Below are 21,027 nucleotides of genomic sequence, written 5' to 3'. Positions count from 1 at the left end.
CGACGCCGCAGCCCTCGCAACCATCCGATAATCACATTCCCGGCCGGGAAATACCAGGTCACAAACGTGACAGAACGCCGATGACATCCGTTGATGATCGATTGTCAACGGCCGGGTGCACCGGCCGGAAGGCAATTCTCAAGATCCTCCGGAAACTGGTGACGGATACCGGACGCCGGCCGAAGGAGCACACGATGAGCCACGATTCCGTCCCGCGCACTTCGGCGCCGCCCGAGACCGCCACCGCGCACTGCACGATCATCGGGCTCGACATCGAGGGCTTCGGCCGGCCCGACCGCAGCAACACCCACCGCCTGCGGATCAGGAAAGGCCTCTACCAGGCCGTCCGGAACGCCTTCGACGCCGTCGGCATCGCGTGGGTGTCCTGCCGTCACGAAGACCTCGGCGACGGCGTGCTCATCCTCGTTCCCGCCGACATCCCCAAGCCCCTGTTCGTCGACGAGCTGCCCGAAACACTCACCGACCAGTTACGCCAGTACAACGCATCACGCCCGCGACAGGAAAAGATGCGGCTGCGCCTGGCGGTCCACGCCGGTGAGATCAGCTACGACGACCACGGCTTCACCGGCGCGTCGATCATCCACACGTTCCGCCTGCTCGACGCCCCCGAGCTCAAAGCGACTCTCGCCGCGAACGCGGCTCTCCTGGCCATGGTCAGCTCCGCGTGGTTCTTCGACGAGGTGATCCGGCACAGCGAGCACAGCAATTCCGGCTGCTACCGCCGGACCGACATCACCAACAAGGAGACCACCACCCAGGGCTGGATCCGGCTGGTGCCGGCGCGGCGGAACACCCGCCCGCGAATTCCGGCTCGCAGCACCCCGCTCGTTTCCTAGTGGCTCTTGCGGTCGGCCGATCGCTTGCGCCACGCCTTCAGCGGCGCGTCGCGCGGGGCGTCGGCCACCGAGGACGTCGGCGCGTCGAAGACCATCGTCGGGCGGCTCCCGTCCCAGCCGCGCCAGCCGGGGTCGCCTGTCGAGGCGAAGGCCACCCACGCCGCGTGCATCTCCTCCGCGAGCTTCCGCGGTGCGTCCGGGCCGGTCAACGGAGTCCAGTCCGGCGACGACAGCCGGTCGAACACGAACGGCAGCTCCATCACGTGCGCCGCGCCCAGGTTCTCGACCTGGCTCTGCCACGCGAACTCGTAGACGTACGTCGGCGCCGCGCCGCGGGCCAGGCGGGCGTCCGCCATGCGGTGCAACGGGATCCGCAGCAGCAGGTCGACCACGATGTTCCCGAACAGCTCGCCGCGCCCGGCCGACGGGTAGGCGGTGCGGTAGGCGCGCAGCACCCGGCGGCCGATGCGGAACCGCAGCCGCGCCGCGGTGAACAGCAGCCGGCCGACCCGGTCGATCAGGCCGGACGGGACGAACCACAGCCGGTACTCCTCGGCCGTCCAGCCCAGCAGCACCGGGATCGGGTCGCCGGCACCGTCCAGGATCGCCTCCAGCGGCGGTCGGGGGACGATCTCGTCGCCGATCGCCGCGCTGTAGCCGGCGCCGCCGGTCAACGGCGTCGACCCCGCCATCACCGTGGCCTCCGCCGCCAGCAGCCGATCCGGCGGGATGTCGGAAAACGCCGCCCGGGTCGGGGAGACGCCGAGCTTCCGGGCGATCTTCCGGGTGATGCGCCCGGCGCTCTTGCGCGTGCTCGCCATCGGGGCGCCGCTCTGGATGACCACCCGGTCGAACAGCTCGGCCGCCCCCGGTTTCGCCAGCAGGGTCCCCAGCGCGATCGCGCCCGCTGACTCGCCGAACGCCGTCACGCTGCCGGGGTCGCCGCCGAACGCGGCGATCTCGGCGCGGACCCAGCGCAGCGCCGCCACGACGTCGCGCAGGCCCACGTTCGTCGGCGCGTCTTCGAAGACCGAGAAACCTTCGGAGCCGAGCCGGTAGTTGACCGACACGAACACCACGCCGTCACGGGCGAAGGCGGTGCCGTCGTAGCCGTCGAGGGCGTTCGAGCCGTGCGCGAACGAGCCCCCGTGCACCCACACCATGACCGGCCGGTCGCGGGCGCCGGCGGGCGCCCACACGTTGACGTTGAGGTACTCTTCCCCCGGCGTGACGACGTTGGCGAGCAACCGCGCGGTCTCGGCGCCGTACGGGTTCTGCGGTGCGGTGGGACCCATCGTGGTCGCGTCGCGGACGTCGTCCCAGGCGGGCGCCGGGACCGGCTCGGCGAACCGCCGCTCACCGGTCGGCGCCGCCGCGTAGGGGACGCCGAGGTAGCGGTCGATCCCGTTCTCCCGCGTGCCGCTCAACCGGCCGCCGGAGATCCGGACGGTGGGCTCCGAAGTCATGCTGGTGTCGCCTTTCCGGTCCGGGCCCGGGGAGTCGTCGCGCTCGCGGTGAGCGTCGCGGGGTCCACCCCGGTCACGCGCACGAAACGGCGTTCGCCGTCCCGCAGGTCGAAACAGTTGTCCTCGAGACGCATTGTCGGTTCCGGGTGCGTGATGCGCACGCCGTAGCTGTAACCGTGCGAGTGAACTTCCAGCCCGCCTTCGACGGCGACGACGTCCACCTTGCCGTCCCCGACCTCCAGCTCGCCCAGTTCGGCGAAGTGCTTGCGGGCGTCCGGGAAGGCGCTGTCGGGGCTCGACGCCCAGGCGTAGTGCGCGGCGTCCTGCCGGACGTGCCCGGTCCACACGACCGCCGAGGTGCCGGGCGCCGCGGTGCCGGTCACACGCTCGACCCGCCAGTCCGCGCCGTCGAAGCGGCCGAGTTCGACGTCGATCGCGACCGTCGCGACCGCACGGGTGTTGTTGACCAGCCACAGTTCCACAGCGTCCTCAGTGGACCGGAAGCTGACGGCCAGCGGCGCCGACGCGCGGGCGACCGCGTAGTACGCGGCCTTGGGGACACCGTCGACGTCGACGAGCGACCAGCTCATCGCGGGCCAGGTGTCGTTGAACTGCCAGACCAGCGCCCCGGCGGTGTGCGGTTGCCGGCGCCGGAAGTGCTCGATCGCGAAGGCCAGGCCTTCGGCCTGCACCGCCTGGGTGAGGTCGGCGAATTCGTCCACATCGGACGGAACGCCGGTCGTGACGCCGAGGAGCGCGTCACCCTTGTCCGGCGGGTCGTCGGTGAGGTGCCGGTCGAAGATCTCGTCGTGCAGGGTGACGCCGGGCAGCCACCGGTCCAGCGTGCCGCGGTCCGGGGCGGACAGGATGCCGAACTCGCTGACGAACCGGCCGGTGTCGTCGGCGTAGCGGCGGTAGTGCCGGGCGTCGCCGGGTGCCGGGTAGTCCGGCGATCCGGTGGCGAAGCCCGGCGCGACCAGGCCGTGCCAGACCTCCCAGTCGTGCCGGTCGCCGTCCCGCACGCCGTTGACGCCGTCCTCGCCCCACGGGCTGCCCGGCCAGTACGGCACGAGCCCGTCGTGCTCCGTGACGGTGTCGGGCAGGACCTCGTGGAAGATCCGCCGGCCCCAGTCGCCGTGCTCCTCGCCGCCGTTGCGGATCAGGTGCAGGACCTCGACCTCGTTGTTGCCGCACCACAACGCGAGGCACGCGCGGTCGCGCAGCCGGGCGACCTGCGCCCGGGCCTCGGCCGCGACCTCGGCCCGGAACGGCGCCGAGTCGCCGGGATAGTCGGCGCAGGCGAACATGAAGTCCTGCCAGACGAGCACGCCCTCTTCATCACAAGCCGCGTAGAAGTCATCGTGTTCGTAAACCCCGCCGCCCCAGACACGCAGCATCGTGAGGTTGCCGTCCCGGGCCTGGCGGACGCGGTCACGCAGGAGGTCGCGGTCGCTGGAGCCCACGAACGGGCTCGGTGGCACCCAGTTGGCGCCGAGGGTGAAGGCCGGGACGTCGTTGAGCACGAACCGGAAGAACCGGCCGGGCTCGACGGGGTCCACGCTGCGGTCGAGCGTGATGGTGCGCAGGCCGACCCGGTCCGCCACGACGTCAACGAGGACGCCGTCGGCGGTCAGCTCGATCCGGACGTCGTGCAGCGCGGGGTCGCCGAGGTCGTGCGTCCACCAGAGGACCGGGTCGTCGAGGTCGACCTCGGTGGCCGCCACGCCCCCGATGACGGCGGCCTGAGCCCGCACGGTGCGTCCGTCCGGAGTGGACAGGGTGAAGGTGACTTCCGCGTCCTGGGCGGCGAAGGTGTCGACCTCGGCGCGCAGCCGGACGGTGGCGCGGGAGTGGTCGGCCGCCAGGTCCGTGAGACCGACGTGGTGCCCGGTGAGGACCGCGCGGTGCTCGACGCTCAGCCACACCGGGCGCCAGATCCCGATGGACGGCAGCCGGGGCGCGAAGTCCCAGCCCCAGGAGAAGCCCGCCTTCCGCAGCCCGGTGACGAGCCGCATCGGCCCGCGCGGTCCGGTGCCCTCAGGCTGTTCGCCCGCCGGAAGCGGCGGGGAGAAGCGCACGAGCAGTTCCGTGTCCGGCGGCAGGCCGGTCACGTCGAACACCGCCGGACGGAACTGGTTTTCGTGATGACCCAAGGGTTTTCCGCCGAGCCAAAGGTCGGCGATCGTGTCGAGCCCGTCGAAGACGAGCCGGACGCGGTCACCGTGCTCCGGGACCGTGAGGCGGGTGCGGAACCACCAGGCGCGCTCCTCCACCCAGGCCGCGCCGAACTCCTGTCCGCCGGCCCGGGGATCGGCGATGCGGCCGGCCGCGAGCAGCGACTCGTGGACCCCGCCCGGCACGACGGCGGGCAGCCAGTCCGCGACCGCGTCCTCGCCGGGCGCCGAGTCGCCCACCTCGAAGCCGGTCACGGGAACGGTGGACCGCGCGGTCATGGGGTGGCCTCCTTCGGGGCGGCGTCGAGCAGCGCGTACCGCGGGTCGCCCTCGCGGCCGAGCTCCGGCAGGCGCAGCACGCACAGCCCGCCGAGCACCCCGAGCACCCCGAGCACGAGGTACAGCGCCGGGAAACCGCCGAGCGCGAGCAGGGCGGGCGCGGCGAACGGCACCAGCGACTGCGGCAGCGTGCTGGCGAGGTTGAGCACCGCGAAGTCCTTGCCCACGTCGGCGGAGTTCGGCAGCATGCGGGTGCTGAGCGCGACGTCGACGGACAGGAACACCCCGGCGCCGAGCGCCGAGATCGCCGTGGCGACGTAGACGAGCGGCATCGACCGCGCCACCGCGAGGGTGATCAGGCCCACCGCCGAAAGCACCGCGGCGAGCACGACGAACGGCTTCTGCCGGTGGAAACGGTCGGACAGGACTCCCCCGGCCAGGCTCGCGCAGGCCCCCAGTCCGACGTACAACGCGGACAGGCCCAGGACGAGCCCGGCCAGCCGGTCCTCGGCGACGTCCATGCGCTGCAACAGGTAGACGCCGTTGTAACCGAACGCCGAGCCGGCGGCGGTGACCAGGAACCGCACGGCCCACGCCCAGCCGAACGCCGGGTGGCGGCGCGGGTTCAGCCAGAACGAGGTCACGAGCGAGCGCAGGCTGAGCGGCGGACGCTCACCGGCCGGCGGGCGTGGCTCGCGCAGCAGCACGACCGCGAGCACCGCGCAGACCAGCGCGAGCAGCCCGAGCACGAGCCACTGCAGCGCCCCGGAGACGGCCGAGACCGCGCCCAGCCCGAGCAGCGGGGAGAACGCGACGGTGAAGCCGAGCGCACCGGAGATCGCGCCCCGCCGGTCCGCGGGCACCTGGTCGGCCATCAGCGCGCCGGTCGTGGCGAGCTGGAAGTTGAACATCGCCTGCACCAGGCTCCAGGCGACGACCACCTGCCAGAGCTCGGTCGTGAAGCCGGTGGCCGTCACCACCACCGCACCGCCCACGCCGCCGAACAGGATCCACGTGCGCCGGCGCCCGAACCGCAGCCGGGTCCGGTCGCTGATCCGCCCGGCGATCGGGTTGACGAGCATCGCCGCGACCGCGCCGCACCCGGTGACCAGCCCGAGCGCGCCGGCGACGTGGTCCTTGCCGACCATCGCGGACAGGTGCAGCGTGAGCAGCAGGCTCACCGGGACGAGCAACGCGATCATCGCGCCCGCGTAGGACACCACCATCGACGTCATCGTCCGGGCCAGCAACGGCGGGGCGGACACCCGGGCCGCGGTGGCCGTCACAGCGCGCCTTCGCGCGCGGCGGCGGCGACCTCGCGGCGCAGGATCTTGCCGGTGGCGCCCTTCGGCAGCTCGTCGAGCAGCCACACGTGCCGGGGGTACTTGTAGGGGGCCACGCGGCTCTTGACGAACTCGCGCAGCTCGTCCGCCGACGCGGTGCGCCCGGGACCGAGCACCACCGCGGCCGCGACCTCTTCGCCGAGCGACTCGTGCGGCACCGCCACGACGACGGCCTCGGCGACCGCCGGGTGCTCGTGCAGCACGTCTTCGATCTCGCGGGGGTAGACGTTGAAACCGCCGCGGATGACGAGGTCCTTCTTGCGGTCGACGATGTAGAGGAACCCGTCCTCGTCGAGGCGGCCGAGGTCCCCGGTGGACAACCAGCCGTCGTAAAGGACTTCGGCGGTCGAAGCGGGCCGCCGCCAGTAGCCCTTCATCACGTTGTGCCCGCGCACTTCCACCTCACCGACCTCGCCGGCCGGCAGCGACGCACCGAGGTCGTCGACCACGCGCACCGCCACCCCGGCGATCGGGCGGCCGACCGAACCGGGCCGGCCGCGGTCCCCCGGCAGGTTGACCGAGACGATCGGCGACGTCTCCGACATGCCGTAGCCCTCCAGCACCGGGGCGCCCATCGCCGCTGCGAACTCGCGAGCCAGCGGCTGCGGCATAGCGGCACCACCGGAGACGGCGAGCCGCAGCGAAGTGTCCCCTTCCCGCCGGGCGGCGAGCAGGGCGGCGAACATCGTCGGCACGCCGACGAAGACGCTCACCCGCTGCGCGTCGATGAGGTCGAGGGCGGCCCCGGCGTCGAACCGTTCGACCAGCGCGAGCCGGGCACCGGCGCGCACCGCCGCGCCGACCAGGCAGACGAGCCCGAACACGTGGAACAGCGGCAGCGCGGCGAAAAGAACGTCACCCGGCCGCAGCTCGGTCGCCTCGATGAACGCGACGGCGTTGCACGCGAGGCTCCCGTGGGTGAGCTCGGCGCCCTTGGGCTGCCCGGTGGTGCCGGAGGTGTAGAGGATGACGGCGGTGTCGCCGTCGGCCCGGTCGACCGGCTCGGCTTGTGGGGCGAGCACAGCGACCGCGGCCGGCAGGGCCCCGGCCGTCAGCACCCGCGGCGGCTTCTCCAGTCCCTCGATGGCGCTTCGCACCTCTTCGAGCGTCCGGCCGTCGGTGCACACCAGGCCGACCTCGCCGTCGGTGAGGTGGTGCTCGATCTCCCGGGCCTTGAGCAGCGGGTTCATCGGGACGACGACGGCGCCCGCGCGCAGGATCGCGTAGTAGAGCACCAGGAACTCGACCGAGTTGGGCAGCACCAGGGCGACCCGGTCGCCGGGACGCACGCCCTGGTCGACGAGGAGGGTCGCGGCCCGCGCGGAAAGGCCGTCCAGCTCGGCGAAAGTCCGCGAAAGTCCATTGTGGACCACGGCGGCCGTGTCCGGCCGGGCCCGGGCCGCGTCGCTCAGCACACCCGACAGGTTGGTCACCGCGGAGCCTCCTCGCTCGTACCGGACGGTCCTCCCGTGGGAGTCCGGTTCGGCGAGCATGACATCGGGAGGCGCGGTTCCGGCCTGGGGAAAAACCGGAACTTCGGCGGGCCTGGTTGTGACGGAACCACAACCCGCGGAGGTCAGCCGGCGCGGCCGGCCCGGTGGGCCGCGACGGCGGCCGTGAGGCGGGAGACGCCCGCCGGGTGGACCGGGTCCACGCCGGTCAACTCACGGATGCGGCGCAGGCGGTAGTCGACCGTGTTCGGGTGGATGCGCAGGCGGGCCGCGGTGCGGCGGCGGTTCGTGTCCAGCTCCAGGTACGCCTGCACCGTCTCCAGCAGCTCCGGGTGCACGGAAAGGGGATCCAGCAGCGCGGCCAGCCGGTCGCGGGCCTCGCCCGGGCGGGTCAGCTGGTACTCGACCAGGACGTCGTCCAGGCGGTACAGGTCCGGCTCGCGGCCGAACCAGCGGAGCACCTCCAGCACCTCCGTGGCCCGGACGACCACGTTCCGGACCTGCTCCGGGGCCGCCGTCTCGGCGGCCGCCAGTACCGTGACGCCGGCCGCGCGCCCCGCCGTCGCCAGCAGCTCGCGCCAGCCCGCGACGTCCTCTTCGGACAGCCGGCCGCCCAGCGGCAGCAGGACCAGCCCGCCCGGGCCGTCCAGGGACGCCAGCACCTCGTCGCCGCAGGCGCGCTCGAACGCGGCCAGGAACCGGCGCAGCTTGCGGCGGACGGCGATCCCGGCGTCCACCCCGGCCGCCGCCTCGTCGGCGTGCGCACCCAGCCCGACGCTCAGCACCAGGTACCGCACCGGCAGGGTGATCCCCGCGCTGCGGGCGGCCACGTCGACCGGGCCGCCGTCGACGAGCACCGAGAGCAGCGTCCGCCGCGCGGTGTGCTCCTGCCCGACCTTCGTGCGCAGCTCCTCGAGGTAACCACTGGTGACCGCGCCGGTGACCGCGCTGGCGAACTCCAGCACCCGGTCCGCGACGTCCAGGACGTCGGCCAGGTCCCCGTCGGCCGCCTCGGCGGTCGCGACGGCGAGGATCTCGCGCGCGCCGATGTGGTAGGCCGACAGCACCGCCTCCAGCGGGAACCCCTCTTCGGCCCGCCGCACCGCCGAGCTGCCGATCCGCCGCAGTTCGGCGGCGTCCAGCGAGCGGTCCTCGCGCAGGCTCCGGGCGAACGCCCGCACGACCTGGCGCGTGATGCCCGCGATGTCGCCGGTGACCTGCTCGACGGGCAGCCGCCGGTAGTCCGCGATGTCGGTCTGGAGCCGCGCCAGGATCCGCCGCTGCAGCTGCGGCTCCTCCTGGGTCAGCCGCTCGTGCACGAGCCGCCCGCCCAGCACCGGATCCGCGCCCCGCTGGTGTCCCGTCACAACCGGTCCCCTTCGCCTCGGCCTGAACCCCCTGGTCACCGCCACCACGATCGTGCCGATGATGTCACGGAGTCCAGCCGGGCACCGGTCAAGGAAGGGAGCCGGCCGCGGCTGTCACACCTCGCGGGCCAGGTCGTTCCGGAGCACCTTCGACCACGTCGCGCCGGTGGACAGCGTCGACGGGGAGCCGAAGATCGCGTCCTTCGCCCGCTGGTCGCCGGACAGCCAGTACCGGAACCACGCGGTGATCGCGCCGCGGAAGCCGCCGGCGTCACCCGTCCCCGTCGTGTGGGTGGCTCCGGCGAGCTCGCCGTACACCGCGGGGACCCGCCACGCCGCGTAGTAGCGCGGGATGACGAGCAGGAGCGGCGCGACGACCAGGTCGAACTGGCCGCCGAGGAAGAGCACCGGGCCGTGCAGCGACGGCACCCAGCCGAGCGGCCCCGGCGCGATCGGCACGGTCGTCGTGACGAGCGGGTCCGCGCCCGCGGCGATCGCCCCGCCGCCGCCCTGCGAATGCCCGGTCGCGCCGATGTGCGCGGTGTCGATCCGGCCGAAGTAGGCACTGCCGGGCCGGGCGTTCTCCGCGACGAGCGTCCGGGCGCCGTCGAGCATTTCCCGGCCGGTGCCGGAGTTCACCGTGTCGGCGGCGGCCACGACGAAGCCGTACGACGCCAGGTGCCGCAGCAGCGGCGCGTAGTCGGCCGGTACCTGGCCGGTGCCGTTGCCCCAGAGGATCACCGGGTGCGCGGCCCCGCCGAGATCGGCGGGGCGGAAGACCGTGTGGCTGCCGTCGAGAGCTTCGCTGACGACGGCGAACGGGCCGGGCTGCTGCCAGTCCACCGCCGCCGCCTCGGCCGGCCGGGGAAGGGCCAGCAGGACCGTCACCACCACCACGAGCCACAGACGCCGCATCGGCAGGTCTCCTCTTTCGACGCTGGAACAGAGGAAACCATGATCGGCCTGGCCGGCCGGGAACGTGTTGGGGAAAACGGCCGAATCGGGCCGATCCGGTTTGTGACGGCGCCCAGTGTCCCTAGGCCATCGCGACGAGCAGACAGCCCATTCCGACGCTCGTGAGGATCCGGCAGGTCCCCAGGATCCGCGGCGACCGGTTGGTGCCCTCCGCGGTGACCAGGGTCGCGCCGAGGCGGACCGTGTGCGCCGCGAAGTAGGCCGCCAGCACCCACGCGATGATCGGCACGGCCAGGCCCGTCCCGACACCCGCCACGGTGGTCATTTCGTGCATCCCGGACATGTCCATGCCGGACATCCCGGCCATGTCGCCCATGTCGTGGGCGGGCGGGATGCCGAACATCGGGGGCAGCGCGGGCATCGCGACGACCATGTACAGCATGGCCGCGCCGCCGACGACGTGGTGCAGCTCCCCCGCCAGGGCCTTCCGGCGCAGGATGCGCACGGCGAACCAGGCCGTGAAGCCGCCGAACAGCGCGATCCACGCCGGGGCGGGCAGGGGGTCCATCGCCGGCTCGACCAGCACCGCCATCCCGGCGCAGAGCACGAGGTGCGACGCGTGGGCCGCGCCGTCGCCCCAGCCGGCGCCGGGCCCGTCGCGGCGGGAGAGCACCCACCGGCCGCCGTAGTAGACGGCCAGCAGGAGGAACACGACGCCGAGCGCCAGGCGCAGCGCGAACGAGGCTGTCATCGCACCACCTTTCCGAGAGACCGCGCATTGGTCGGACGGCCGCGGTGAAAAGTTCCCGGCGATCCGCGCGGCCCGGGGTTAACCTGGCTCACCCGGATGGTTACGGTGGGTGGGACTTCTCAACCGTGAGCAGGAGGCGCCTGGAAATGCCGTCGAACGATGTCGATTCGCTGAACGCCCCGGTCGGCGTCGACCCGGACCGGGCCAGCGTCGCGCGCGTCTACAACTACCTGCTCGGCGGCAAGGACAACTACGAGATCGACCGCAAGACGGCCGACCAGCTGTCCGCGGCGATGCCGGACGTCGTCGAGGTGGCCCGCGAAAACCGCCTGTTCCTCATCCGCGCGATGCGGTTCCTGGCCCACCAGACCGGGATCACGCAGTTCCTCGACTGCGGCTCCGGGCTGCCGACCGCGGAGAACGTCCACCAGGTCGTCCAGCGGTTCGACCGCCTGTCCAAGGTCGTCTACGTCGACAACGACCCAGTGGTGACCGCGCACGGCCGGGCGCTGCTGGAGGACAACGAGCTGACGCGCTACGTCGAGGGCGACATCTTCGACCCGCGCAGCATCCTCGACCACGAGACGGTGCGCAGCCACCTCGACTGGACTCAGCCGATCGTGTTGTCGCAGGTCGCGACCCTGCACCACCACAAGGGTGACCGGCACGCGCCCGCCGAGGTCATGCGCGAGTACATCGACGCGCTGCCGCCGGGCTCGCACGTGCTCATCTCGCACCTGCTCGACCCGCAGGAACCCGCGGACAGCGACGCGGCCCGCCAGCTCTCGGACGTCGTCGCCCGCGGCTCCCTCGGCGGCGCGACCTGGCGCACCCACGACGAGATCGCCGAGCTGTTCGACGGCCTGGAGCTGATCGACCCGGGCATCGTCCCGCTCTACCAGTGGTGGCCCGACGGCCCCCGCCTCAAGCCGGTCACGGTGGCACACCGCATCATCGCGGGTGGCTTGGGCCGCAAGCCCTGACCCACGCCGAACGCCGGTAGCAGCGGAACCCCGCCCGGCGCAGGTTCTCGGCGCAGGACCGATCCCGCTCGCGCCGCCGCGACACCCACGCCGAACGCCGGTGGCATCGGAACCCCGCCCGGCCGAGATTGATGGCGCTGACCGAGCCGCGCGCGCCGTAGCCACGGCTCGCGCCTCAAGCCGGCGCGCTGACGGCAGCGGAACCCGGCCCGGCCGAGGTTGGCGGCGCTGACCGATCCCGCGCGCTGTCGTCACGGCCGGCGCCTCAAGTCGGCCAGCGTCGCGCACCGCAAAATCGCCAGCGACCTCGCCGAAAACCCTGGCTCACGCCAAACGCCGGTAGCTGCGGAACCCCACCCGGTCGAGGCCGACAGCACTGACCGAACCCCGCGAGCGCCGCTCCACTGTCCGCTCCTCAATCCGGTGCGCTGACAGCAGCGAAACCCCGCCCGGCCGAGGCCACCCGCACGCGCCGTCGCCACGGGCCAGCACCTCAACCCGGTCACCGCCGACGGCTGAGCCCTCAAGCCCTGACCCACGCCGAACGCCGATAACAGCGAAACCCCGCCCGGCCGAGATTGGCCGCGCTGACCGATCCGGCAACCGCCGTCGCGACGGCCAGGGCGCAGCCCGCGTCGGCCGCCACGCGCAGGCGGTGCCGCAGCAACCGCGGCTGGGCACCCCGGCCGCGGTGCGCCGGAAGGGTCGACGCGCCCCCGAGCACCGCCACCTCGCCGTGGATGGTCATGGCCGCCGCCGCGATCGGCGTGCCGTCCTCGACGACGAAGAACCGCCGCACCTGCGGGAGCCGATGCTCCGCGGCGACGAACTCCGCGACCACCCCCTCCGCTTCGTACCCGGCCAGCAGCACGTCCACGAAGGCGCCGGAAGCGTCGACGACCTCCTCCGAAGGCTCGGGCCCGAGCCGGCGCACGGCCAGCACTCGCTCCCCCGCCCGCACCAGCCCGGCCGCCGGCGGCACCTCGACGTCCGTCGTGAGCACGGTCGGCCGCACGCCGTCCCAATCGGGCGCGTCCAGCAGGCCGGGCAGCGCGGGCAGCGTCTCCGGCGCGACCCCGGACACCGTCGACAGGAACCCCAGCGCGGGGTCGGTGGCCAGCACCGCGAGCAGCCCGCGGTGCTCCCACACCCGGAACCGGCCCGGCACCCCCGCCGCGACGGCGGCCGCGCAGGCCAACCCCATCCGGTGGTGCAGGGCCCGCTCCGCCGAGAGCACGTCAGGCATCGTTGTGAAGGTACGCGGCCAGCTCGGCCACCGTCGGGTGGTCGAAGAGGGCCGCCGCCGCGACGTCGCGTCCCGACAGAGTCGTGATGCGGGCGCGGACCTCCAGGGTCGTCAGGGAGTCGAACCCCAGCTCGACGAACGGGCGGTCGTCGGTCACGACCTGGGGATCCGGGTGGCCGAGCACGGCCGCCACCTCGGCGCGCAGCAGCTCCCGGAGTTCGCTCTCCGACGGCTGCGAAGGCCACTTGCGGCCGACGACGGACAGGGGCGCCGGTGGGGTCTCCGCCGCGGCGGGCGTGAACCGGACCGGGACCAGGACCGGCTCGGCGGATCCGAGCGCCGCGTCGAACAGGGTGAGTCCCTGCTCGGCGGTCAGCCCGGTGACGCCGGACGCGTGGATCCGCTGCCGGGCCGTGGCGGAGATGCGGTCGCCGAGCCCGGTGCCGACGTCCCACAACCCCCAGGCCAGCGACAGGCCAGGCAGCCCGGCCGCGCGCCGGCGGGTGGCCAGCGCGTCCAGGACGCGGTTGGCGGCCGCGTAGTTGGCCTGGCCCGCTTTGCCGAACGTCCCGGCGATGGAGGAGAACAGCACGAACGCGCTCAGCGGCCGGTGCCGGGTCGCCTCGTCCAGCGCGACGGCGGCGTCCGCCTTCGGGCCCAGCACCGTGTCGAACCGGCCGGGCGTCTGCGCGGCGAAGACGCCGTCGTCGACCACGGCCGCGGAGTGCACGACGGCGGTCAGCGGCGGGTCGCACGCCTCGACGAGCCGCGTCACCGCGGCGCGGTCGGCGACGTCCGCGGCGACGATCCGGACGTCGGCGCCCAGGTCGGCCAGCTCGGCGCGCAGCTCGTCGGCACCCGGTGCGGCCGGGCCGCGGCGGCTCACCAGCACCAGGTGCCGGACGCCGTGGCCGCGGACGAGGTGGCGGGCCAGCAGCGCGCCGAGGGCCCCGGTGCCGCCGGTGACCAGCACCGTCCCGGCGGGGTCGATCGGCCGCGCGTCCGACGGCGCGGCACGCACGACCCGGAACACGTGCGGGACGCCGTCGCGGACGGCGATCTGCGGTTCGCGGCCGTCCCCGGCGAGGTCCGGCACCCGGTCCAGCGGGAACCCGGGCTCCAGGTCGACCATCGTCAGCTGCCCCGGGTACTCGGCCGCGGCCGAGCAGCCGAGCCCCCAGACCGCCGCCGCGGCCGGATCCGGGTCCCGGCCGGTGGCGTTCCGCGTGACCAGGGCCAGCCGGCCGCCCTCGGGCAGCCGCTTCTGCAGGAGCAGGAGCGCAGCGGTGGTCGCCTCGCGGACGTCGCCGGTAGCGGCCTCGACGACGGCGATCGGGCCACCGGCCGCGGCGGGCGTCATGACTGTCCACTTCGGACGGTAGAGCATCGTGTTGCGGGGGTTCACCGGCCGGGTGACCAGGGACCGCACCCGCGCGACCGGTTCGCCACCGACGTCGAAGAGTTCGGCGTGCAGGGCGCCGGAGTCGTCGAGGACGCCGTGCACCCGGGCCCGCCGGGCGCCGGCGGTGTACAGCTCGACCCCGTTCCACAAGAACGGCAGCCTCGGCTCGGCGTCCGCGCCGCCGGTCAGGGCCACGGCGTGCACCGCGGCGTCCAGCAGGATCGGGTGCAGCCCGAACCGCCCGCCGGCACCCGGCGGGAGTTCGACGTCGGCGAACACCTCGCCGTCGCGCTGCCAAAGCCGTTTCACCGCCTGGAAAGCCGGTCCATAGGAGAGAAATCCGTAGGTGACGTCGATCTCCGTCGCGCCTTCCGGCGGCCACTCCCCCGTCCGGCGGGCGGGGAGCGGGCCGCGCGGCCGCACCCGGCCCGTGGCGTGCCGCCGCCAATCCTTTTCGGACTCACGCCGGGCGTAGACGTCCAGCCGGGGCCCGTCGACGACGACCTGCAGGTGCGTGTCCTCGGCCGCGTCGAACGGCAGCGGCGCCTCCAGGACGAGTTCGTCGACGGCCTCCCCCGCGTGCAGCGCGAGTTCGACGAACAGCGCGCCCGGCACCAGGGGCGTCCCGCCGATGGCGTGGTCGGCCAGCCAGCCGTGGGACCGCGCGCCGAGGGAACCACCGTGCACGACCCGCGGCGAGTCCGGGGCTTCCAGCGCCGGCCCGAGCACGGCGTGGCCCGGCCCGGTCACAACCGGAACCGACGGCTCCAGCCAGTAGCGCGCCCGCTGGAACGGGTACGTCGGCAGCGGCACGGTCCGGGCGCCGCTGCCGTCGAACACCTTCCGCCAGTCGATCGGGACGCCGGCCGTGTGCAGGGCGCCGAGCGCGCCGAGCACCCCTTCGCCGGACGAAGTCGTTGCGGCAGCGGGAAAGTCCGCGAGGCGGCTCAGGACGGCGGCCGGGCCGAGTTCGAGGCCGACGTCGGGGGCGGCGGTGGCCAGCGCGTCGGCGAAGCGCACGGTCTGGCGGACGTGCCGCACCCAGTGCCCGGGCTCGAGGGCCTCGACCCGCTCGCCGGTCAGGCTCGACACGAACGGGATCGCCGGACGCTCGTGACGCAGGCCCGCCACGGCCGCCGCGAACTCGTCAAGCATCGGGTCCATCAGCGGCGAGTGGAACGCGTGGCTGACACGCAGCCGGGTCCCGCCGCCGAGGCGCCGGGCGACTTCCGCGGTCGCCGCTTCCTCACCGGACAGGACGACGGACCGAGGCCCATTGACGGCGGCGATCGCGACCCGCCCGGCCAGCAGTGCCGCGACGTCCTCTTCGGACGCGGCGACGGCGATCATCGCGCCCCCGGCCGGCAGTGCGGCCATCAGCCGTCCGCGCGCGGTGACCAGGGCCGCCGCGTCCCCCAAGGACAGGATCCCCGCGACGTGGGCGGCGGCGACCTCGCCGATCGAGTGCCCCACCACGACGTCCGGGCGCACGCCCCAGGATTCGAGCAGCCGGAACTGCGCGACCTCGAACGCGAACAAGGCGGCCTGGGCGTGATCGGTGCGGTCAGCCAGTTCACCGTCAAAGGCGATGTCTCCCCCGAGCGCTTCGCAGGTCGCGTCGAAAGCGTCCGAAAACACCGGGAAGGACCGCGCCAGCTCACTTCCCATGCCCGCCCGCTGGGCGCCCTGACCGGAGAACAGGAACGCCAGCCGCGACCCGCCGCGGGCCGTCCGCCCGCGGACCCGGCCGTCGGCGACGGCTCGCAGCGCTTCCCGGTCACCCGCGGGCACCAGCACCCGGTGCCCGGCCGCAAGACGAGTGGCGAGCGTGAACGCGACGTCGACGCTGTCCGGCACGTCCATGAGCCCAGCGGCGACCGCGCGCAAGGCGTTGTCATCGGCCGCGGCGAGCAACCACGGCGCTGCCGGGAGTTCCTTGTACTGCAAGGGTTTCTCCGGTGGTGGTTCCTCCAGCAGGACGTGGGCGTTGGTCCCGCCGATGCCGAACGCCGACACCCCGGCTCGCCGTGGCCGGTCGCCGGCGGGCCACGGCCGCTCCCGGTCGAGCAGCGCCACGCTCCCGGCCGACCAGTCGATCCGCGGGCTCGGGTTGTCCGCGTACCGGGAGGGCGGCAGCTGCTCGTGCCGCAGGGCCAGCACCATCTTGAGCAGGCCGGCGACCCCGGCGGCGGCCTGGGTGTGGCCGATGTTGGACTTCACCGAGCCGAGCCACAGCGGCCGGTCCCGGCCGGGGCCGTACGCGGCGATCAAGGCCTCCGCCTCGATCGGGTCGCCGAGCGGGGTCGCCGTCCCGTGCCCCTCCACCGCGTCGACGTCGGCCGGGGCCAGCCCGGCGTCGGCCAGTGCCGCGGCGACCACCGCGCGCTGCGCCCGCCCGCTCGGGGCCGTCAGCCCGTTGGAGGCGCCGTCGGAGTTGACCGCGGATCCGCGCAGCAGTGCCAGCACCGGGTGGCCGAGCCGCTGGGCGTCGGAAAGCCGTTCCAGCAGCACGACTCCCGCGCCTTCGGCCCAGGCGGTGCCGTCGGCGTCGGCGGCGTAGGGCCGGCACCGGCCGTCCGGGGACAGCCCGCGCTGGCGGCTGAACGCGAGGAACGTCCGCGGGGTCGCCATCACCGTGGCGCCACCGGCGACGGCGAGGGAACATTCGCCCGCTCGCAGGGCTTTCGCCGCCAGGTGCAGGGCCACCAGCGAGGACGAGCACGCCGTGTCGACGGTGAGTGTCGGCCCGGTCAGCCCGAAGGTGTAGGCGATCCGGCCGGACGCGACCGCGTGCGACGACCCGATCCCCAGCCACGCCTCGAGTTCGTGCGAGTCGAACCGGCTGGCGTAGTCCTCGTTCATCACGCCGACGTACACGCCGGTGTCGCTGCCGCGCAGCGCCGTGCGGTCGAGGCCGGCCCGCTCGAACAACTCCCACGTCGTCTCGAGCAGCAGCCGCTGCTGCGGATCCGTCGCCAGCGCCTCGCGCGGCGAGATCCCGAACAGCCCGGCGTCGAAATCTCCGGCGTCGTAAAGGAAACCGCCCCGCCGGGTCACCGACGTGCCGAGCCGGTCCGGGTCGGGGTCGTAGAGCCGCTCGACGTCCCAGCCGCGGTCGGCCGGGAACTCCCCGGTCGCGTCGACCCCGTCGCGGACCAGGCGCCACAGGTCCTCCGGGGACCGCACCCCACCCGGAAAACGGCAGGCCATCGAGACGATGGCAATCGGCTCCTCGGCCGGTGCCGTCGCGGTCACCCGCGCCGCGGACGGGGTCCCCGACGTCAGCCGCGTCAGCTCCGCGATCACCTCACCCGGCGTCGGGAAGTCGTAGACCAGCGACGCGGGCAGCGGCACCCCCGCGACTTCGGTGAGCCGGTGCCGCAGCTGCACCCCGGCCAGCGACGTGAGCCCGAGTTCGCTGAACGGCCGGTCCCGCCACCCGTCCCCGACGTCGGCGCCGCACAGGGCGACGACTTCCGCGCGGACCAGCGCGATGAGATCACCTTGCGGCGCAAGGATTTTCGGCGCGGTCAGCACCCCGCGCCGCGGCTTTCCCGAGGCGGTCCGCGGGATCTCTTCGACCCGGTGGAACGCCACCGGGACCTTGTAGAGCGACAGCCGCGCCAAGCTCAGCCGGCGCAGCTCCGCCGGATCGACGTCGTCGCCGGACGGCACGACGAACGCGATCGGCACCTGGCCGACGACCTCGTCGGGGCGGCTGCCGACCAGCACGTCCCGCACCGACGGCGACTCGGCGAGCACGGCCTCGACCTCGGCCGGGTGCACGTTCTGGCCGCCGCAGACGATCACGTCGTCGATCCGGCCCTCGATGACGAGCTTGCCGTCCTCGAGGCGGCCCGCGTCGCCGGTGCGGTACCAGCCGTCCTCGAACGGGGACGCCGCTTGCCCGTGGTACCCCAGCATCAACCCCGGGCCACGCACCAGGATCTCGCCGTCGTCGACGCGGATCTCGTTGCCCAGCAACGGGACGAGCCCGGTTTCGCCGGGTACCTCGACGGCGATCTTGCCGCCCGTTTCGGTGGCACCGTAGCCGTTCAGCAGCGGGACGCCGAACAGGTCGCGCACCGCGGCCCGCGCGGCCGGCCCGCACGGCGCGCCCGACGTCAGGCACAGGCGCGGCGGCACCACCGGGCCGCGGATTTCCTGCCGCAGCCCCGCGTACGTGGCGGGAACCCCGGCGAGCACGCACCCGGGGTGCTCGGCCAGCAGCTCGGCCGAACACCGCTCGGTGAGCCGGGTGTGCGCGCCGACCGCGATCGTTCCGAGCACGGCCAGCGAAAGCGCGTAGGCGTGGTGCAGCGGCAGGGGCCAGAGGATCGTGTCGTCCCGGGCCAGGCCGAACAGCGGGACGTACCCCGCGGCGGTGGACCACAGCATCGCCCGCTGTGTCGTCAGCACACCCTTCGGCCGGCCGGTGGTGCCGGAGGTGTAGAGCAGCCAGGCCGGCTCGCCGAGCCCGAGGTCGTCCCGCGGCGCGCCGGATCCCGGTGGTGGCGCGTCTTCCACGAACAGCACCCGCAGGTGCGGGCGGCTCGCGGCCAGCCGCCGCGCGAGGTCCGCGTGCCGCGCCTCGGTGACCAGTAGCACCGCGCCCGAGTCGTCGGCGACGGCGGCGAGTTCCGCTTCGGTGGCCCGTGCGCTCACCGGCACCCCGACCGCGGCCGCGCGCACGACGGCCAGCAGGAATTCGACGTACTCGACGCGGCTTCCGGCGTGCAGCAGCACCCGGTCCCCGCGGTCGACGCCCAGCGCGGTGGCGAGCCGGCCGCTGGTCCGATCCAGCTCCCCGTAGGTCACCGTGCGGGTGCCGTCGGAAAAGGCGGTGCGGTCCCGGTCAGCGGTACCCAGCAGAATGGGCAACGGGCGCAGCAAATCTTCTCGGATCTCCCCCATGCCACCAAGATAGCCACGTTTTGGCGTGACGAGTCTTGCAGACTTCTGTACGTAAATTTCTGAAATCGGTCCGAGTCTTGCCACCTCTTATCCGAAAGCCTACAGTCCGTTCACCAGCAGATGTACTCGAGCAGCGTGGCGAGAGGAACTGGCATGGCGATCTCGCGCAGGACGTTCATCGGCTCGGCCGCGGCCGCTTCGGCATGGGGAGCGCTTTCCCTCGCCGGCGCCCCGGGTGCCTCGGGAGCCACCGCCGCCAGCCCGCCGGGGGACGTCGTCGGCAAGATCACCGTCGGGTACCAGGGCTGGTTCGCCTGCGCCGGCGACGGCGCGCCGATCAACGGCTGGTGGCACTGGAGCCAGGACTGGGGCCGGACGCCGTCGCCGACGAACAACGTCATCAAGGCCTGGCCGGACATGCGTGAGTACACCCGCACGTACCAGACCGCGTACAGCAACTTCGGCAACGGCCAGCCGGCGACGCTGTTCTCGTCTTACGACCAGCAGACCGTGGACACGCATTTCCTGTGGATGCAGCAGAACGGCTGCGACACCGCCGCGCTGCAGCGCTTCAACCCCAACAGCAGCGAAGGCCCGACGCGCGACGCGATGGCCGCGAAGGTCCGCAGCGCCGCCGAGTCGCACGGGCGCAAGTTCTACATCATGTACGACGCCACCGGCTGGGCGAACATGCAGCCGGAGATGAAGGCCGACTGGACGGCGAAGATGTCCGCGCACACGGCGTCGCCGGCCTACGCGCGCCAGAACGGCAAGCCGGTCGTCTGCATCTGGGGTTTCGGGTACAACGACGGCAACCACCCGTGGGACGCGAACACCTGCCTCGACGTCGTGAACTGGTTCAAGGGCCAGGGTTGTTACGTCATCGGCGGCGTGCCGCGCGAATGGCGGACCAGCGACGGCGGGTCGCGGCCGGGCTTCGGCGACGTCTACCGCTCGTTCAACATGATCTCGCCGTGGATGGTCGGGGCCGTCGGTGATGTGGCGGGCTCGGACTGGATGTACCAGAACCTGAACGTGCCCGACCAGGCCGACTGCAACGCCCACGGCATCGACTACCAGCCGTGCGTGCTGCCCGGCGACGTCTCCGGGCGGCAGCGCGCGCACGGCGACTTCATGTGGCGCCAGTTCTACAACATGGTGCGCGCCGGGGCGCAGGGCATCTACATCTCGATGTTCGACGAATACGGTGAAGGCAACCAGATCGCGAAGACGGCGGAAAACGCTTCCATGACCCCGGTCGGCTCGGGTTTGCTCGCCCTCGACGAGGACGGGACGGCGTGCTCGTCGGACTACTACCTGCGGCTGACCGCCGACGGCGGCCGCATGCTCAAGGGCCAGCTCGCCCTGACCGCGACCCGGCCGACGTCCCCGACCCTGACCACCGGCGGCTCGACCGACCTGGCGCGCGGGCGGGCCACGGCCGAAAGCAGCCACAACCAGAACTACGGCGCCGGCAACGCCGTCGACGGAAATCCCGACAGCTACTGGGAAAGCGTGAACAACGCGTTCCCCCAGTGGCTCCAGGTCGACCTCGGCTCGGCGGCGACGGTGACGCGGGTCGTGGTGGCGGTGCCGCCGTCGAGCGCGTGGGGTGCCCGGACGCAGACGCTGGCGCTGTCCGGTTCCGCCGACGGCACCACGTTCACCACCCTCGTCCCGGCGACCGGCTACGCGTTCGATCCGGCGCGGGGCAACAGCGTCACCATCACCGTCCCGGCCGGCAGCCGCCGGTTCCTGCGGCTGACCTGCACCGGCAACACCGGCTGGCCGGCCGGGCAGATCGCCCGGTTCGAGGCCTACAGCTGAGTGCACCAAGGTAAATCGTCAGTGTTGAATTCGGCATTTGACGCACTCGGCC

Annotated in this window: 12 protein-coding genes; 3 read left to right on the top strand and 9 right to left on the bottom strand. The window is 73.2% G+C overall.

The genetic code is table 11. The features are described from left to right. The first annotated feature begins 194 nt into the window (after window positions 1-194). Window positions 195-857 (top strand): hypothetical protein, encoded by a 663-nt coding sequence (locus ACIOD2_RS41595; protein ID WP_400550888.1) that lies wholly within the window; start codon window positions 195-197, stop codon window positions 855-857. Here the strand turns inward: ACIOD2_RS41595 and ACIOD2_RS41590 are convergent. From ACIOD2_RS41590 to ACIOD2_RS41560, 7 genes are all read right to left on the bottom strand, one after another. Then, a complete protein-coding gene (locus ACIOD2_RS41590; RefSeq protein ID WP_400550887.1) occupies window positions 854-2,323 on the bottom strand; it encodes a carboxylesterase/lipase family protein in 1,470 nt (489 codons plus the stop codon). The two genes, ACIOD2_RS41595 and ACIOD2_RS41590, sit on opposite strands and share 4 nt — an antisense overlap. Next, window positions 2,320-4,776, bottom strand: coding sequence for a glycoside hydrolase family 2 protein (locus ACIOD2_RS41585; protein WP_400550886.1), 2,457 nt, complete (start codon window positions 4,774-4,776; stop codon window positions 2,320-2,322). Before ACIOD2_RS41585 ends, ACIOD2_RS41590 begins: the two co-directional genes overlap by 4 nt. Next, the gene (locus ACIOD2_RS41580; RefSeq protein ID WP_400550885.1) at window positions 4,773-6,062 is read right to left on the bottom strand and encodes an MFS transporter; all 1,290 of its coding nucleotides are present in this window, start codon (window positions 6,060-6,062) and stop codon (window positions 4,773-4,775) included. The genes ACIOD2_RS41585 and ACIOD2_RS41580 overlap by 4 nt, the downstream gene beginning before the upstream one ends. Beyond that, window positions 6,059-7,552, bottom strand: coding sequence for a long-chain fatty acid--CoA ligase (locus ACIOD2_RS41575; RefSeq protein ID WP_400550884.1), 1,494 nt, complete (start codon window positions 7,550-7,552; stop codon window positions 6,059-6,061). The genes ACIOD2_RS41580 and ACIOD2_RS41575 overlap by 4 nt, the downstream gene beginning before the upstream one ends. 143 nt (window positions 7,553-7,695) lie before the next feature. Next, on the bottom strand, window positions 7,696-8,937 hold the full coding sequence (locus ACIOD2_RS41570; protein WP_400550883.1) for a PucR family transcriptional regulator: 1,242 nt from the start codon (window positions 8,935-8,937) through the stop codon (window positions 7,696-7,698). A 114-nt stretch (window positions 8,938-9,051) separates the two neighbouring features. Continuing rightward, window positions 9,052-9,852 carry an acetylxylan esterase gene (locus tag ACIOD2_RS41565; RefSeq protein ID WP_400550882.1) on the bottom strand — a complete coding sequence of 267 codons (801 nt, stop codon included), beginning with the start codon at window positions 9,850-9,852 and terminating at the stop codon, window positions 9,052-9,054. 121 nt (window positions 9,853-9,973) lie between these two features. After that, entirely contained in the window at window positions 9,974-10,603 is a 630-nt protein-coding gene (locus ACIOD2_RS41560) for a DUF5134 domain-containing protein (RefSeq protein ID WP_400550881.1), read from the bottom strand. Window positions 10,604-10,749: 146 nt separating this feature from the next. Here ACIOD2_RS41560 and ACIOD2_RS41555 point away from each other — a divergent pair, with 146 nt between their 5' ends. Then, window positions 10,750-11,586, top strand: a complete 837-nt coding sequence (locus tag ACIOD2_RS41555; RefSeq protein ID WP_400550880.1) for an SAM-dependent methyltransferase — start codon at window positions 10,750-10,752, stop codon at window positions 11,584-11,586. A 523-nt stretch (window positions 11,587-12,109) separates the two neighbouring features. Here ACIOD2_RS41555 and ACIOD2_RS41550 read toward each other — a convergent pair. Further along, window positions 12,110-12,832: a GNAT family N-acetyltransferase gene (locus ACIOD2_RS41550; protein WP_400550879.1), complete on the bottom strand. Its 723-nt coding sequence runs from the start codon at window positions 12,830-12,832 to the stop codon at window positions 12,110-12,112. Next, a complete protein-coding gene (locus ACIOD2_RS41545; RefSeq protein ID WP_400550878.1) occupies window positions 12,825-19,148 on the bottom strand; it encodes an SDR family NAD(P)-dependent oxidoreductase in 6,324 nt (2,107 codons plus the stop codon). Before ACIOD2_RS41545 ends, ACIOD2_RS41550 begins: the two co-directional genes overlap by 8 nt. A gap of 153 nt (window positions 19,149-19,301) precedes the next feature. Between ACIOD2_RS41545 and ACIOD2_RS41540 the strand changes: the two genes are divergently transcribed. Beyond that, on the top strand, window positions 19,302-20,975 hold the full coding sequence (locus ACIOD2_RS41540; protein ID WP_400550877.1) for a discoidin domain-containing protein: 1,674 nt from the start codon (window positions 19,302-19,304) through the stop codon (window positions 20,973-20,975). The last annotated feature ends 52 nt before the right edge of the window (window positions 20,976-21,027 follow it).

The organism is Amycolatopsis sp. NPDC088138 (assembly GCF_044741685.1).
Lineage (GTDB): Bacteria > Actinomycetota > Actinomycetes > Mycobacteriales > Pseudonocardiaceae > Amycolatopsis.
Note: the sequence above shows the minus strand (reverse complement) of the source record. Positions and strands in the feature narration are given on the sequence as shown.